Origin of the sequence: Amycolatopsis sp. NPDC058278, assembly GCF_042881395.1 — a bacterium.
Taxonomy (GTDB): Bacteria; Actinomycetota; Actinomycetes; order Mycobacteriales; family Pseudonocardiaceae; genus Amycolatopsis.
The window spans coordinates 1-14198 of record NZ_JBHVXZ010000088.1 but is presented as its reverse complement, the minus strand read 5'-3'; the positions used below and the strand labels follow the sequence as shown (position 1 = coordinate 14198).

The 14198-nt window shown below is 68.9% G+C and carries 16 protein-coding genes; 2 read left to right on the top strand and 14 right to left on the bottom strand.

Annotated features, from left to right (window positions below; translation table 11 throughout):
* Positions 1–114: 114 nt before the first annotated feature.
* The 6 genes from ACFVYA_RS34630 to fabG all read right to left on the bottom strand — a co-directional run bounded on the left by ACFVYA_RS34630 (position 115) and on the right by fabG (position 5978).
* Complete coding sequence (locus ACFVYA_RS34630; protein WP_387051040.1) at positions 115–1209, bottom strand: acyl-CoA dehydrogenase family protein; 1095 nt, start codon at positions 1207–1209, stop codon at positions 115–117.
* On the bottom strand, positions 1206–2390 hold the full coding sequence (locus ACFVYA_RS34625; RefSeq protein WP_387051039.1) for an acyl-CoA dehydrogenase family protein: 1185 nt from the start codon (positions 2388–2390) through the stop codon (positions 1206–1208). Before ACFVYA_RS34625 ends, ACFVYA_RS34630 begins: the two co-directional genes overlap by 4 nt.
* Positions 2387–3610, bottom strand: coding sequence for an acyl-CoA dehydrogenase family protein (locus ACFVYA_RS34620; protein ID WP_387051037.1), 1224 nt, complete (start codon positions 3608–3610; stop codon positions 2387–2389). The genes ACFVYA_RS34625 and ACFVYA_RS34620 overlap by 4 nt, the downstream gene beginning before the upstream one ends.
* Positions 3611–4636 (bottom strand): phosphotransferase family protein, encoded by a 1026-nt coding sequence (locus tag ACFVYA_RS34615; protein WP_387051035.1) that lies wholly within the window; start codon positions 4634–4636, stop codon positions 3611–3613.
* Between the two features lie 123 nt (positions 4637–4759).
* Positions 4760–5212, bottom strand: a complete 453-nt coding sequence (locus ACFVYA_RS34610) for a MaoC family dehydratase (protein ID WP_285990400.1) — start codon at positions 5210–5212, stop codon at positions 4760–4762.
* Between the two features lie 4 nt (positions 5213–5216).
* Positions 5217–5978 (bottom strand): 3-oxoacyl-ACP reductase FabG, encoded by a 762-nt coding sequence (fabG, locus tag ACFVYA_RS34605; protein WP_387051034.1) that lies wholly within the window; start codon positions 5976–5978, stop codon positions 5217–5219.
* Between the two features lie 295 nt (positions 5979–6273).
* Here fabG and ACFVYA_RS34600 point away from each other — a divergent pair, with 295 nt between their 5' ends.
* Positions 6274–7359 carry a helix-turn-helix domain-containing protein gene (locus tag ACFVYA_RS34600; RefSeq protein ID WP_387051032.1) on the top strand — a complete coding sequence of 362 codons (1086 nt, stop codon included), beginning with the start codon at positions 6274–6276 and terminating at the stop codon, positions 7357–7359.
* On the top strand, positions 7356–8513 hold the full coding sequence (locus ACFVYA_RS34595) for a hypothetical protein (RefSeq protein WP_387051030.1): 1158 nt from the start codon (positions 7356–7358) through the stop codon (positions 8511–8513). Before ACFVYA_RS34600 ends, ACFVYA_RS34595 begins: the two co-directional genes overlap by 4 nt.
* Here ACFVYA_RS34595 and ACFVYA_RS34590 read toward each other — a convergent pair.
* The 8 genes from ACFVYA_RS34590 to ACFVYA_RS34555 form a co-directional block, all read right to left on the bottom strand.
* Positions 8488–9066: a hypothetical protein gene (locus ACFVYA_RS34590; RefSeq protein ID WP_387051028.1), complete on the bottom strand. Its 579-nt coding sequence runs from the start codon at positions 9064–9066 to the stop codon at positions 8488–8490. The genes ACFVYA_RS34595 and ACFVYA_RS34590 overlap by 26 nt on opposite strands.
* Positions 9056–9340 carry an AbrB/MazE/SpoVT family DNA-binding domain-containing protein gene (locus tag ACFVYA_RS34585; protein WP_387051027.1) on the bottom strand — a complete coding sequence of 95 codons (285 nt, stop codon included), beginning with the start codon at positions 9338–9340 and terminating at the stop codon, positions 9056–9058. Before ACFVYA_RS34585 ends, ACFVYA_RS34590 begins: the two co-directional genes overlap by 11 nt.
* Before the next feature lie 223 nt (positions 9341–9563).
* Complete coding sequence (locus ACFVYA_RS34580; RefSeq protein WP_387051025.1) at positions 9564–10628, bottom strand: tyrosine-type recombinase/integrase; 1065 nt, start codon at positions 10626–10628, stop codon at positions 9564–9566.
* Positions 10625–11167, bottom strand: coding sequence for a hypothetical protein (locus ACFVYA_RS34575; protein WP_387051023.1), 543 nt, complete (start codon positions 11165–11167; stop codon positions 10625–10627). Before ACFVYA_RS34575 ends, ACFVYA_RS34580 begins: the two co-directional genes overlap by 4 nt.
* Positions 11167–12294, bottom strand: a complete 1128-nt coding sequence (locus tag ACFVYA_RS34570) for a 3-oxoacyl-[acyl-carrier-protein] synthase III C-terminal domain-containing protein (protein ID WP_387051075.1) — start codon at positions 12292–12294, stop codon at positions 11167–11169. The genes ACFVYA_RS34575 and ACFVYA_RS34570 overlap by 1 nt, the downstream gene beginning before the upstream one ends.
* Before the next feature lie 2 nt (positions 12295–12296).
* Positions 12297–12494 (bottom strand): hypothetical protein, encoded by a 198-nt coding sequence (locus ACFVYA_RS34565; RefSeq protein ID WP_387051021.1) that lies wholly within the window; start codon positions 12492–12494, stop codon positions 12297–12299.
* Between the two features lie 88 nt (positions 12495–12582).
* Positions 12583–13050, bottom strand: a complete 468-nt coding sequence (locus ACFVYA_RS34560; protein ID WP_387051019.1) for a cupin domain-containing protein — start codon at positions 13048–13050, stop codon at positions 12583–12585.
* A 24-nt stretch (positions 13051–13074) separates the two neighbouring features.
* Positions 13075–14181, bottom strand: a complete 1107-nt coding sequence (locus tag ACFVYA_RS34555; RefSeq protein WP_387051017.1) for a hypothetical protein — start codon at positions 14179–14181, stop codon at positions 13075–13077.
* Between the last annotated feature and the right edge of the window lie 17 nt (positions 14182–14198).

Below are 14198 nucleotides of genomic sequence, written 5' to 3'. Positions count from 1 at the left end.
GTGTTGCGAAACGCGGAAACGGCCCATTCCCCACTCGGGGAACGGGCCGTTTCCAGGACAACACAGTCGCGCGAAGCGCCTCCATTGAGGGTGGTGGTGGGGGCAGGGACGGATTCACGCGGGCAGGTCGACCAGGTCCGCCAGCCGGGCCCGGTGCCGGCCCGGGGTGCCGAGGGCGAGCTCGTCCGCCTTGGCGCGCTTGAGGTACAGGTGCGCCGGGTGCTCCCACGTCATCCCGATGCCGCCGTGCAGCTGGATCGCCTCCTCCGTCGCGCGGACGGCGATCGGGGCGTTGCGGGCCTGCGCCACGGCCACCGCGATCGGCACGTCGGTGCCCGTGGCCAGCGCGTCCGCGGCGTTGCGGGCCGCCGCGCGGGCGAGCACCAGATCCGTGTACAGGTTCGCCAGCCGGTGCTTGAGCGACTGGAACCCGCCGACCGGGCGGCCGAACTGGTACCGGCCCTTGAGGTAGGTCACCGTCTCGGTGAGCGCCCACTCGGCTACGCCCGTCTGCTCCGACGCGAGGATGCCCGCGCCGAACAGCAGCGCCTGCTCCAGCGCCGCGGCGGCTTCCGGCCCCGAAGCGACCAGCGTGGCCGGGGCGTTTTCCAGTGTTACGTCGGCCACGCGCCGCGTCAGGTCGAACGACACCAGCTCCGACACCGTCGCCGCCGGGGCCTCGACCACGTACAGCGCGGGGCCGTCCGGGCCCGCGGCCGGGACGACCAGCAGGTCGGCCACCGACGCGTCGGCGACCGTGCCCACGCGCCCGGTCAACGTGCCGTCCGCGGACGCCGTCACCGACGACGGGAAGCCCGCGCCCGGCGCCGTCGACAGCGGCACCGCCAGCGCGCCGATCGCCTGGCCCGCCGCGAGCCGGCCGACGAAGTCGCGGTCGGCCGTGTGCAGCAGCGCCGTCGTCGCCAGCACGACGCTGCCGAGGAACGGCACGGGCGCGACACTGCGGCCCAGCTCCTCGGCCACGACGGCGACTTCGCGGGCCGACGCGCCGTGGCCGCCCAGCTCCTCCGGCACCGCCAGGCCGGCCACACCGACCTCGTCGGCCAGCGTGCGCCACAGCTTCAGGTCGTACGGCTCGGCCGTCTCCACCCGTGCCAGCAGCGCTTCGGCGCCGGCCTTGGCCTTGAGCAGGTCGCGGACCGAAGCCCGCAGGTCTTCCTCGACGTCGGAATAGAGAAGGTCGGTCATCGGGGGAGGTCCTTCCAGGCGACGTCCTTGTCGACGCGCGGTTCCGAGGGCAGCCCCAGCACGCGCTCGGCGATGATGTTGCGCAGGACCTCCGAGGTGCCGCCCTCGATGGAGTTCCCCTTCGCGCGCAGGTAGCGGTAGCCGGCTTCGCGGCCGGTGAAGTCGACGATCGCCGGCCGCCGGAACGTCCAGTCGTCGTAGGCCAGGCCCTCTTCGCCGAGCAGCTCGACCTCCAGGCCGGTCAGCGCCTGGTTCAGCTCGGAGAAGGCGACCTTCATGGCCGAACCCTCCGGCCCGGGCGCGCCCGCGGTCAGCTGCTGGCGCAGCCGGGTGCCCGCCAGCCGCAGGGTTTCCGCCTCGACCCAGTGCCGGACCAGCCGGTCGCGCAGCTCCGGCGTGCGCAGCTCCGGCCGCTCGCGCCAGGTCTTCGCGACGATCCCGATCAGGCCGCCTTCGCGCGGCTGGACGTGCCCGCCGATCGCGACGCGCTCGTTCATCAGCGTGGTCTGCGCGACCTTCCAGCCCTCGCCGACCGCGCCGAGGCGCTGGGTGTCCGGAATGCGGACGTCGGTCAGGAACACCTCGTTGAACTCGGCCTCGCCGGTGATCTGGCGCAGCGGCCGCACCTCGACGCCGGGTGCGGTCATGTCGCACAGGAAGTACGTCATGCCCTGGTGCTTCGGCACGTCCGGGTCGGTGCGGGTGACCAGGATCGCCCACTGCGACTCGTGCGCGCCGGAGGTCCACACCTTCTGGCCGGTGACGATCCAGTCGTCACCGTCGCGGACGGCGCGGGTGCCGAGCGCGGCGAGGTCGGAGCCGGCGCCCGGCTCGCTGAACAGCTGGCACCACACCTCCTCGCCGGTCCACAGTGGACGCAGGAAGCGCTCGCGCTGCTCCGGCGTGCCGAAGGCGAGGATGGTCGGCGCGGCCATGCCGAGGCCGATGCCGATCCGGCGCGGGTTGTTGTCCGGCGCGCCCGCCTCGGTGAACACCGCGTCCACAACGGACTGCAGCGCGCGCGGCGCGTTCTGCCCGCCGAGCCCGGCGGGGAAGTGGATCCAGGCGAGCCCGGCGTCGAACCGGGCCCGCAGGAACTGCAGCGGGTCGGCCGACTTCGGGTCGTGCGCGGCCAGGAACTCCGTCGCCTGGCGGGTCAGGTCTTCGGCGGTGACAGTCACTTCGCGCCCTCCGAGAGGTACTTCTTCAGTTCGCGCCGGGCCAGCGAGCGCTTGTGGACCTCGTCCGGCCCGTCGGCCAGGCGCAGCGTGCGGTTCCCGGCCCACATGGCCGCCAGCGGGAAGTCCTGGCTGACCCCGCCCGCGCCGTGCACCTGCACGGCCTTGTCGAGGATCCACTCGACGGTGCTCGGGGTGGAGATCTTGATCGCCTGGATCTCGGTGTGCGCGCCCTGGTTGCCGACGGTGTCCATCAGCCACGCGGTCTTGAGCACGAGCAGCCGCTGCTGCTCGATCTTGACCCGCGATTCGGCGATCCAGTCCTGCACCACACCCTGCTGGGCGATCGGCTTGCCGAACGCCTCGCGCGAGATCGCGCGGCGGCACATGAGCTCCAGCGCGCGCTCGGCCATGCCGATGGCGCGCATGCAGTGGTGGATGCGGCCCGGGCCGAGCCGGGCCTGGGCGATGGCGAACCCGTCGCCCTCGCCGGCGATGAGGTTCTCGACCGGCACCCGGACGTCCTCGAAGAGCACCTCGGCGTGCCCGCCGTGGTCGCTGTCGTCGTAGCCGAAGACGTGCATGCCGCGCTTGACCGTGACGCCCGGTGCGTCGCGGGGGACCAGGATCATGCTCTGCTGCTTGTGCGGCGCGGCTTCGGGATCGGTCTTGCCCATCACGATGAAGATCTTGCACGCGGGGTTCATCGCGCCGGAGATGTACCACTTGCGGCCGTTGACGACGTACTCGTCGCCGTCGCGCCGGATCGCGGTCTCGATGTTGCGGGCGTCGGAGGAGGCGACGTCCGGCTCGGTCATCGCGAACGCGGAGCGGATTTCGCCGTTCAGCAACGGTTCCAGCCACTGCTTCTGCTGCTGCTCGGTCCCGAACATCGAGAGCACTTCCATGTTCCCGGTGTCCGGGGCCGCGCAGTTCACCGCGGTCGGCGCGAGCCGGATGCTGCGGCCGGTGATCTCCGCCAGCGGTGCGTACTGCAGGTTCGTCAGGCCGGCGCCGTGCTCGCCGGGGAGGAAGAAGTTCCACAGGCCGCGCTTGCGGGCCTCGGCCTTGAGTTCCTCGACCACCGGCGGGATGGCCCACGGGTCGTCGCGCTCGGCGAGCTGCTCTTCGAACACCGGCTCGGCGGGGTAGATGTGCGAGTCCATGAACTCGAGGAGCTTCCCGCGCAGCTCCTCGGTCTTCTCGTCGAACGCGAAGTCCATTTACTTCTCCTCTTTGAGAATCTCGTTGCCGTGCGCGATGAGCGGCGCGACCCCGGCGCCGACGCCTTCGAAGCCCGCCCCGACCGTCTGGCCCTTGCTGAAGCGGTAGTAGATGCCTTCCAGGATCACGGCCAGCTTGAAGAACGCGAAGCTGACGTACCAGTCCAGCTGCGAGACGTCCCGCCCGGACAGCTCGGCGTAGCGGGCGACGACCTCGTCGGTGCCCGGGTAGCCCGGCGCCGAGCTGGCGTTGGACACGAACGGCAGCGACACCTTGTCGCGCTCGGCGTAGGCCACCAGCAGCGCGAGGTCGGTCAGCGGGTCGCCCAGCGTCGACATCTCCCAGTCGAGCACCGCCGAGATCTTGTCGCTGGAGTCGACGAGGACGTTGTCGAGGCGGTAGTCGCCGTGGACGATCGACGGCTCGCCGGACACCGGCACCGCCGTCGCGAGCCGGTCGTGCAGTTCGTCGATGCCCGGGAGGTCGCGGCTGCGGGAGGCGTCCAGCTGCTTCTTCCACCGCCGCAGCTGCCGTTCCAGGAAGCCCCCGGGCCGGCCGAAGTCACCCAGCCCGACGGCGGCCGGGTCCACCGCGTGCAGGTCGACGAGCGTGCCGACCAGCGCGTCGGCCATCGCCCGGGTGCGTTGTTCGCCGAGCTCGGTCAGCTCGTCCGCGGTCCGGTAGGGCGTGCCTTCGACGAAGCTCATCACGTAGAAGGGCGCCCCGATGACGTCGGGGTCCTCGCAGAGCAGCAGTGCTTCGGGCACCGGCACGGCGGTGTCGCGCAGGCCGGAGATCACCCGGAACTCGCGGCTCATGTCGTGCGCGGTGGGCAGCACGTGCCCGAGCGGCGGGCGGCGCACCACCCAGCGCGACCGGCCGTCGCCCACCACGTAGGTGAGGTTCGACCGGCCGCCCTCCACGACGTCCGCGGTCAGCTCCCCGGCGGCCAGGCCGGGCCGCTGCGCGTCCAGGTGGGCGCGCAGCCGGCCCAGATCGAGACCCGGCGGGTCGGTGCGGCTCATCGTGCCTCCTCAAGCGTCATCGGAGCATGATACCGACCAGTCGGTATGTCGTACAGGCCCGGGTGGAAGCGGCACTTTAACGCGAAAGTGCCGCTTCGGGTTTCCCGCCCGGGCGGGCGGGCCTCACGCGAGGAAACGCGTCACCCATTCGGCGACGCAAGCGGGCTTCGCTTCGCCGTCGATTTCGACGGTCCACTTCGACACGGCCTGCTTGCCGCCCGGGATGTCGGTGATCTCCACCAGTTCCGCCCCGGCCCGCACCTTCGAGCCGACCTTCACCGGCTGCGGGAAGCGGACCTTGTTGAGGCCGTAGTTGATGCCCATCCTGATGCCGTCGACCCGGTAGATCTTCGGGCCGAACGCCGACAGCAGCGACAGCGTCAGGAAGCCGTGGGCGATGGTGCCGCCGAACGGGCCCGCGGCCGCCATCGGCTCGTCGACGTGGATCCACTGGTGGTCGTCGGTGGCGTCGGCGAACTGGTTCACGCGCTCCTGGGTGATCGTCAGCCACTCGCTGTACCCGAGGTGCTCGCCGGCTGCGGCGGCGAACTCGTCGAGGTTGCCGAATACGCGCATGTGCTCAGTCCTTCGGTCCGCCGGCGACGTAGATGACCTGACCCGAGACGAACCCGGCACCCTCGCTGACCAGGTAGGACGCCAGGTTGGCGATGTCCTCGGGCGTGCCGACGCGCTGCACCGGGATCTGCGACGCGGCCGCGGCCTTGAAGTCCTCGAAGCTCATGCCGAGCCGCTCGGCGGTCGCCGCGGTCATGTCGGTGGCGATGAAGCCGGGCGCGATCGCGTTGGCGGTGACGTTGAACTTGCCCAGCTCGATGGCGAGGGTCTTGGTGAAGCCCTGCATGCCGGCCTTCGCGGCGGAGTAGTTGACCTGTCCGCGGTTGCCCAGCGCCGAGGTGCTCGACAGGTTGACGATCCGGCCGTACTTCTGCTCGGTCATGTGCTTCTGCACCGCGCGGGTCATCAGGAAGGAGCCCTTGAGGTGCACGTCGAGCACGGAGTCCCACTCCTGCTCGGTCATCTTGAAGATCAGGTTGTCCCGGGTGATGCCGGCGTTGTTGACCAGCACGACCGGCGGCCCGAGCTCGTCGGCGACGCGGCCGACGGCGGCCTCGACCTGCGCGGCGTCACTGACGTCGAGGGCCACCCCGACGGCCTTGCCGCCCCGGGCGGCGATGGCCTCGGCGCCCTGCTTGACACCGGCCTCGTCCAGGTCCAGCAGCCCGACGGCGAACCCGTCATCGGCCAGCCGGGCCGCCACGGCGGCGCCGATGCCGCGGCCGGCACCGGTGACCACGGCGACACGGGAAGGGGAATCGGTCACGGGGGACCTCCTCGTCGTTGAGAAACGGGCTCGTGCCCGCGAGCCTACTAAGCGGTTGCTTTCTCGACGATACGCGGGAGTGATCCCCAAAGTGGTGACACCATGCGCAGGATCATAGCCGCGTCCGACGGCGGAAGAGTCAACTGCTCCGCTTGGGGAACCGGTTCGGGTAATCCGCCCCGTCGTGGTCTTGACTCGATGGAACATGTTGCTGTACCGACACGGCGTCGGCTCGGAATATTCGAGCACAGGTTTGGTAGGCTTTTGGTTGATGGTCGACTGGGAGTGAGGTCCGATGAGCGAGACGGCCGCTGTCGCGCGCATGGTCCGCACGGTGCGCGAAGCCCGACGTTGGGCTCAGGTCGACCTGGCCCAAGCAGCCGGCGTCTCACAGGGGTTCGTCTCGAAGGTGGAAAAAGGACTCCTCCCGTTGACGGCGGAGTACCTCGTGGCCATCGCCGAAGCCTTGGCTGTGCCCGCGGATTTGCTGCGGGTAACCGATTCGATCGGTGGCGTCGAGGTCACCTGCCTGCATCATCGCCGGCGCTCCAGCGCCATGTCGGTGAAGGTGGTGCGTGCGGTCGAAGGGCTCACCCAGCTGACGCGGCTGTCCGTCGACGGCTTGTCCGAAGACGTGAACGACTCGCGGCCGCAGCTCCTCCAGCTGACCCGGATGCCGCTGGCCGAACACGGTGATCCCTCAGCTGTCGCAGCGTCTCTACGGCGTGCGTGGGGTTTGCCAAAGGGCCCGATCGAGGACCTGGTCGGACTGCTGGAGTCCGCCGGCGTCCGCCTTGTGCGCCGCGACTTGGGCACTGCCGCGCAGGACGCTGTGAGCACCTGGCCCACGGACGGGCAGCCGCTGATCCTCCTCAACCGCGACCTTCCACCCGACCGCGAGCGTTTCACCCTTGCTCACGAGGTCGGCCACCTACTCATGCACCAGTTGCCGTCCGACGACCAGGAAAAGGAAGCGAACCGGTTCGCCGGCGAGTTCCTCGCACCGGCCGACGAGCTGGAACCCCTGCTGCGAGGGTTGACCGTGCGGCAGTTCGCGAAGCTCGCGGACCTGAAGATGACCTGGAAGGTGTCCATGGCGATGCTCATCCAGCGAGCGGCCGATCTCGGATGCGTTTCCGCGAGCCAGTTCAAGACCTTCCGCATCCGTCTGAACCAGTACGGCTGGAGCAAACACGAACCCGGGGATCTGCCGACCGAGACGCCTCGCCACGTCGCCGGCTTGATCGCGGCTCAGCTCGACCGGCACGAGCAGGATGTCGACGCCGTCGCCGGACTCGCCCTGATGCTGCCGGAGCCGTTCCGGCGCCACTACTTGCCCCTTGTGGTGGACGAGTCCGCCGCCGTGGAGGTGCGATCATGAATCCGGACAACTTGGGACCCGAGGGGGTCAGCGTGGTCAACCCGATCGCCGCCGCAACGGCGCAGAGCACGCCGTACGGCCGGATGAAGTCGGCTTTGGCTGACGTCCTGCTCGTTCAGGCGGATGCGAGCGACGCCGGCGTCGACATCGCGATCGAGCGCTCGGACCGCCTGGGTGGGGGCATCGTGTTGACTGGAGAGAGCGCTCTTCAGAAAGCCGAGCACCTCGTCCGCGGCCAGCGTTACCGCAGGCCGATTCTGGTTGACCGCAGCCGGTACACGGGCAAGAACCGGGCCTTGGCGTCGGATCACTTCGATCTCGGTTGGATCCAGCGTCAGCGCCGGCTGGACCTTCCGGTCGTGATTCCGAACGCCGGCTATGTCGGCGAGCACGACGGGGCCGGGCTGGACAGCGTGCTGCAGCGATCTGCCGCCTCGGGGTCGGATGTCGCAGCCTCCTTGTTCCTGCACGTGAGCTGGCTGCAGCCGGACAAGCTGCCGCGCCTGGTCGACGCCGTCACGGATGCGGGCACGCCGATCGCTGTCGCTTTCGAACACGCGAATGACCCACTGGGCACGAAGTACGCGATCTACGGGTTGGTGGCCCTGCTGCAGATCCCCGCGCCGGTAATCCTGCTCCGGTGTGACACATCGTCGATCGGAGCACTCGCCTACGGTGTGCTCGCCGCGGCCGTGGGAACGCGGTCCAGCCTTCGCCACTTCTATCCGATCTCGGACGGCGCGGGCGGGGGAAAGCCCAAGCCGGCGGCTGTGGTCGAGCGGCTCTTGTCCTACGTGCACCTGGAGAAGATCGACCTGACCGCGCAGATGGACCCCGATCACCCGGACTGGCACTGCACCTGCGACGTCTGCAACGGCCAGTCGCTCCAGCAGCTCGGCTCGGCTCCGGATCCCAGCTTGGCCGCGTTCCTGCACTCGATCGAAATTCTCTACCGTATCCGGCGCGAAATCCTGCGAGGTGGTGACCTCTCGACGCGCCGGAAAGCGTGGACGGAGCAATGCTCGCACGCCCAGTTCAAGCACATGGAGATCGACACGACCCACTTCGCGTGGGAGGTTCCGTCGTACCTGGGTCGCTGGGTACAGCGGGGGAACGACTCCTCTGACCTCAGCCTGCCGGCGCAGGGGCGATGAGTCCGTCTTCGAGGATGCGTGCGTAGACGAGTTCCTCGGTCCACCTCGTCACGGTCGTCGGCCGTGACGAGACCACCGGGCCCATCCGGCCTCGATGGTCGACGACGACACCGGAACGTCCCGATCGCAGAACCCAGACTCCGTAACGCTCGGCCGCCGTCAGGCAAGCGCGAGGTACGGCGTCGTTCTGCTCTAAGAGCAGCATCGTCGAGGCGAACCCTGCGAAGCCGCTCACCGCCGTCATCCCGGTTTGCCAGCGTGGACCTGTTGCGATGACCGCTGACAACCTGGCGGCCGACGGTGGTGCTGAAAGTTCTGGCCATTCCCACAGGGCGACAGTTGTGCGGTCGGTGACTGGAGCGATGCCTTGGCGCAACCGAAGAGCATGGGCTTCGCCGTCGACGAGCGCCAGCACGGAGACCTGCCTGCCGAACAAGGTGATGTCCGGCACCACGACTCCGTCCCAGCCCAGACCGTCGACAGCGATGCGGGCGGGATGGCGATCTGCGGCCTCGGTGGACAGGAGCAGGCCGCCCCGCCGCTCACTCGACATCGGTGTTGCCCTCTTCCCGCGTTCGTGTTGACGGCCGGTCCCGCAGCCTAGAGGTGTCACCCGACGGTGCGCCAGGGTGAGGCTCGTCATTGCCACCTGAGTAGCGGCGATGCACTTCCCGTTCAGCCACAAGGGTGAGTTCGCCTCTCGTCGTGTCGTGAAGCTCGAAGTACACGGAGTCACCGGGCGACAGCCCCAGCGCGCGTAGGAGTTTCACCGGGATCGCGACCTGGTTCACCTGCGAGATCCGCCGTGGCCCCACCAAGTCGTGCATTTTTGTATTTTTACAAATTTTTGCGGGGGAGTCCAGGTTGTTCGCGGGACTCCTTCGATCGGGCTGCCTCAGGTACGCCGTCACGTCTCCACCTGACCCGATCCGGTCGGCTCGCGTTCCTCGCTCGCGAGGGCCGATGGGCGTTGATCGCGGTATCGAACATTCCTCGTCACCTGGTGTCACGGTCATCATCGGGAGGGCGGACCTGGCCGGAAGCACTCGTCTACGTCGCAAGCGGGTGCGGCTCCGCGGTCAAGGCCGCCAAAGCGGCGGCAAGCTCCTCAAGCGGCGCTGCGACGTACGTCAACGTGCTGCCAGTCTGGTATCCGGCGGCGTGACCGGCATAGGTCGCCGCCACTGCGTATCCGTAGTTGCGCTCGACCCAGGTGAGGGTCGTGTACCGGATCCAGTGCGCGGTGACCCCCAACTCCCTGATCCACGGCAGGTGGCTGCTGAGCCGCCGCCAGAACGTCTCGTACCTCGTGTGGCGGATCGGGTTGCCGTTGCGATGCCGAAGAAGCTGGTCGTATTGAGTGAGGTGGTGCGAGCGATCCTCGGCGTGTTCGAGGAGGCCCAGCGCGAGTGTGCGAGAAATCGGCTGATCCCGTGTGGTGCCGCCCTTTTCCCTGAGCTTGAGCAGGCAGAGCTCTGTGTTGACGTCACACGGCCGGATCGCCAGTGCGCCGCCTCGCCGGCACGCGGTTTCCGTGTGGAGACGGAGGAGCAGCGTGTCGAGTGCGGGGTCGGTTCCGGTCGTTGCGGCGACGTCGTTGATTTCGGTCAACTGCCGGGCAGTCAAGGCCCGCCGCAAGTTCTTTCGCTGGCGGGGCTTCCTCAGTCCCAGAGCCGGATTTCTCGAAGCTCGGACAAGCTGGTCGTCCACTGCTGAGCGATAGAGCGCTCTGGTCGCATCGGTGAAGGTTGCCTTGGCCGCTTGGCCGCCACGTGCTCCAGGACGGCTCGCTGCGCGTGTCTGAACTTCGTTGGCTAGAGCTTTCAATTCCGACGTAGTCGGTTCGTTGATCGCGCGGTCGGGCCATTTCTCGCTGAGGGCTCGCCAGTAGACCGACCAGGTCGCGGCCGATTTCGGGGAGGTCGCGGCTGCCACGATCGGGATGTACTCGGTGAAGGTCGGAACGTCGGTCTCTGTCGTAAGCTCGGCCGCCAAGATGTCGTTGGCGGTGACGCCGAGCCGGTCGAGGAGGAGCTTCGCCGTCTCCAGGTCGGCGTCCCTGCGAGGTGTTGCACGGTTGATTTCCGGGGGCGCGGCGGCGAGATGCGCGGTCATCGTGCTGGCAAGGTGGTGTGGAAGGCGGCGAGGGCCTCGTCGAGCGTTGTGAGTGGATATGCGACGACAACTCGGTGGGTCTCGATCGCGGCGAGCAGAACGCGGTCGCCGGCCTTGATCCCGAACCGGCGGCGCGCCGCCGCCGGGATAGCCACGCACCTCGTCGGCGCCACCTTCAGGAGGCCGTTCGGATGTGGACGGAAGACGACGGCGTGGGTCGTCGCGATGACCTCGACCGTCTCTCCAGGCTGCCATGCGGCCGCGTTGATGACCTGCTGATCGTGCGCACGGCCGGCGCGGTCGATCCGCGGGAGCGCGAACGTCATGGAGTCATCGCGATGCGACGAGAGCAGACGCGCCACCGGCAGCGGCTCCGGAGGGGATGGTTCGACAGCTGCGAGAGCATCAGGTATCACGGCGCGCAGGATGCGATCGGCTGCGGCGGATTCGCCCCTGGCCGTAGGTCGCGCAGTGACGGGCTCATGGTCGAGGTTGACAGCGTCGTCTGATCGGTTGCTGACAGCTCTCCAGATGGACATCAGAAACCTCCCTGACGGCGATCGGGCCGCGACTCGTTGGAATCAGGCGCCTGTACGGCTTGCCAAGGCCAGCGCAAAGCCGGGGCGTGGATGTCCAACGCCGGCGGCGCGGCATCAACGCGGAGGATGACGGCGGTCCAGGTCATGCCGATGCCGAGCAAGGCGACGTGGTCTCCTGAGGCTACGGCGCCGCGGGCCAGTAGGTGGGTGAGGCCGATGATCTGGTCGTTGGGTCCGATGTGACCCCACTGATCGCCGGCGCGGCAGAGGGTGCGATCAGCTGTGATACCGAGTGGTTGCAGACAGTGGGTGTCGAGCAGGTGTCGTCCGTAGTGCGGTAGCAGCACCCAGCGCAGCTGCTGGAGGCTGAGGTCAGCGTTGTCGAGTGCCTCGTCGACGGCGCCGCGGACGCCGTCGCGGTTGCGTCGGGTGATCGACGCGGTTCCGACGGCGTCGGTGTACTGGCGCTTGCGTTCGCGGATGCGCTCGGTACCGACTTCGGTGGTGCCAGCTGGAAGGAAGCTTTGGTTGCCGCGGTGGAGTTGTTCGAGGGTGGGGTCGGTGTAGGAGCTGGTGGCGAGGATTTGGGCGAGGCCGGGTTGTCGGCCGAGGATGAGGGCGGAGCCGCCGTCGCCGTAGGCGATGCCGTGGTCGGCGGTGAGGTGGTCGAAGGCGGGTGGGCCGAAGGTTTCGCCGCCGGTGAGCAGGACGTTGTTGAGGTCGGGGCTGCCGGCGAGGACGCGGGCGGAGATGTCGATGCCGCCGATGAGGCTGTTGCTCATGGCGTTGAGCTCGGTGGTGATGCCGGGGCCGGCGGGGAGGCCGAGTCGGGTGCGGACGTAGGCGGCGCGGGACCAGAAGTCGATGCCGCGGCTACCGCGCCAGATTGCTGCGTGGAAGTGCATGTCCGGGATGGGGAGTGGGCCGGTGGTGGTCATGGCCATGCTGGCAAGGGCGTTGCGGCCGGCGCGGACGGCGAGATCCATACCGGTGGCGTCGCGGGCGATGGAGATTGCGCGCTGGCTGCTTCGGCCGCGCAGGTCGCGGGAGCCCTCGAGCTGTTCGACGGGCACGATATCGCCGAGTGCGGCGCCGACACCACGCAAATGCAGGTTAGCCCAGTACATCGTCAGCACTCTCGATTCCGGGCAGCCGGTGTCGAGACCGGAGACAGGTCGGCAATGATGGCCTCAACGGAGCCGTAGTAGGCCCGTAGATGTCCGCACGTGATGCCGGCGCACGCAGCGATCTCGTCGAGCGTCACTGGCCCACCGGACGGCGGGGCGTCCAGGAGGTCGAGGGTGGTGTTGGTGATCCGGGTGCGCATGATTCTCCCCGGGCTAGTGGGTGGGTTTGCACGTCAGGCACGGGGAGACCGTCGGGCATTGACGGCGATGGGGATGCTGCGAGACGGACTAGCGGGTGCGCTCACTTCGTCGGTTGAGTAGGGCCTTGTGGTGGGCGCGGCGCAGTTCGGGGATCTGGTCGCGGGCGACAGGGTCGAGTTCGGGCATGCGGTGGACGTCGGTGTCGAATCCGGGGTCGGTGCGGAAGATCAGGGCGAGGACGGAGGCGTTGTTGCTGAGGTTGACCACCGCGTAGGGCAGCGTCGCGGGGATGTAGATCATGTCGCCGGCATGGGGGTGGAAGGGCTGCATGGCGTTGCCGGAGAGGACGGCGGCGTGGCCGCTGATGATCGCGATCGCGGTCTCGGTGGTGTCGTGCCGTTGCGGGGCGAGGGTGGTGCCACCGGGCAGGTGCATCCGGCCGCCGGACAGCGCGCGGGTGGGCACGATCCCCGTGCGCATGATCGAGGTGAGCGTTTCGTCTTCGCCGGCCAGATGCCCAGCTGCGAACGGGATCTGCGTGGTCGTGGTGTCCATTTCGACGGGTCCTTCCAGGCGGAGTCAGCGGGCCGGGGCGTCGGTGGTGTGGCGGGCGAGCTTGCAGGCGAGCGCGGCGTTGGCGACGGCGGCGGGAGCGAGTCGGCGGCCGTGGCCGCAGGCTGCGGCGACTGCGAGCACGGGCCGGTCCAGTTCGGTCTCGACCAGCCCGAGTGCGGTGCGGGAGTCCTTGGGGTGGGTTTCGTCGACGAGTCCGGCGATGACGTCGATGTCGCGGCGCAGGTGCTGCAGCGCCCGGTAGAACCGCGGATCCGTCGGGGGCGCGTGGGTGCCAGTGCACATCGGGATGTGCGCGGCCGGCATCGGGATCCTCAGCCGGTGCAGCTGTTTGTGCAGCGCGTTGAGGAACTGCACGGCGGGAACGAGGTCGGTCAGAGCGAACAGTGGCTGGTGGCCGAGGTCGCCGTGGCAGAGGTGGATCCGCCATGTCGCCTCGCGTGGGCCGTCGGCGAAGACGCGTGCGACCTGCTTGGCCAGCGCCCGCACCGCCGCCGACCAGAGCGGCCGCGGGGTGCGGTCCAACGTCGCGAGCACTGCGGGGGTTTCGAGCTGGAAGACGACCTGGTTGACGTGCTGGCGGTGGATGGTGTGGACGTCGTCGAGCACGGCCTGGCGGAACACCGGCAGGTGCGTGACCGCGGCACCGGGGCTGCCGAAGGTGAACAGCGACAAGTCGTACGGGTTCGGGACCGACACCTGATGCGGCGGGAAGTCCCGGTCGTTGTGCAGCTGCTCGCGGGCGGCCATGACCGCGTCGGTGTGCGCCGCGCGGCCGAGGGACAGATCCTCGGATTCCAGCCAGTGGCCGTGCTTGAGGCGGTAGGTCGGCATGTCGTCGTAGTCGGCGGAGTGGCCGGTGCGGACGGGGTCGAGGGCGTCGACGGCGGCGAGGCCGTCGAGCCAGTCGATGATCCATCGCGGGTCCGGGTCGCATGGCAGCCCGGTCAACGCAGTGTCGGGGGCATGGTCGAGGAACCACTGCATCATCTGGCGGTGGTCGCCGGTCAGGGCGGCGGGTAGCGATCCGACGAAGTGCACGGCACGCACGTCCTCGGAAGCTGACGTGTCGAGCTGGCCGCGGCCGGCGTGGCTGAAAACGCGCGTGGACATGGGAATCTCCCCTGGTG

Excerpts from the sequence above, each read along its gene's own strand:
- ACFVYA_RS34620 (WP_387051037.1), bottom strand. The coding sequence starts at position 3,610 with ATGGACTTCGCGTTCGACGAGAAGACCGAGGAGCTGCGCGGGAAGCTC.
- ACFVYA_RS34595 (WP_387051030.1), top strand. The coding sequence starts at position 7,356 with ATGAATCCGGACAACTTGGGACCCGAGGGGGTCAGCGTGGTCAACCCG.
- ACFVYA_RS34610 (WP_285990400.1), bottom strand. The coding sequence starts at position 5,212 with ATGCGCGTATTCGGCAACCTCGACGAGTTCGCCGCCGCAGCCGGCGAG.
- ACFVYA_RS34630 (WP_387051040.1), bottom strand. The coding sequence starts at position 1,209 with ATGACCGACCTTCTCTATTCCGACGTCGAGGAAGACCTGCGGGCTTCG.
- ACFVYA_RS34560 (WP_387051019.1), bottom strand. The coding sequence starts at position 13,050 with ATGGACACCACGACCACGCAGATCCCGTTCGCAGCTGGGCATCTGGCC.
- ACFVYA_RS34580 (WP_387051025.1), bottom strand. The coding sequence starts at position 10,628 with ATGACCGCGCATCTCGCCGCCGCGCCCCCGGAAATCAACCGTGCAACA.
- ACFVYA_RS34555 (WP_387051017.1), bottom strand. The coding sequence starts at position 14,181 with ATGTCCACGCGCGTTTTCAGCCACGCCGGCCGCGGCCAGCTCGACACG.
- ACFVYA_RS34565 (WP_387051021.1), bottom strand. The coding sequence starts at position 12,494 with ATGCGCACCCGGATCACCAACACCACCCTCGACCTCCTGGACGCCCCG.
- ACFVYA_RS34590 (WP_387051028.1), bottom strand. The coding sequence starts at position 9,066 with ATGTCGAGTGAGCGGCGGGGCGGCCTGCTCCTGTCCACCGAGGCCGCA.
- ACFVYA_RS34585 (WP_387051027.1), bottom strand. The coding sequence starts at position 9,340 with ATGCACGACTTGGTGGGGCCACGGCGGATCTCGCAGGTGAACCAGGTC.
- ACFVYA_RS34615 (WP_387051035.1), bottom strand. The coding sequence starts at position 4,636 with ATGAGCCGCACCGACCCGCCGGGTCTCGATCTGGGCCGGCTGCGCGCC.
- ACFVYA_RS34600 (WP_387051032.1), top strand. The coding sequence starts at position 6,274 with ATGAGCGAGACGGCCGCTGTCGCGCGCATGGTCCGCACGGTGCGCGAA.
- ACFVYA_RS34575 (WP_387051023.1), bottom strand. The coding sequence starts at position 11,167 with ATGTCCATCTGGAGAGCTGTCAGCAACCGATCAGACGACGCTGTCAAC.
- ACFVYA_RS34570 (WP_387051075.1), bottom strand. The coding sequence starts at position 12,294 with ATGTACTGGGCTAACCTGCATTTGCGTGGTGTCGGCGCCGCACTCGGC.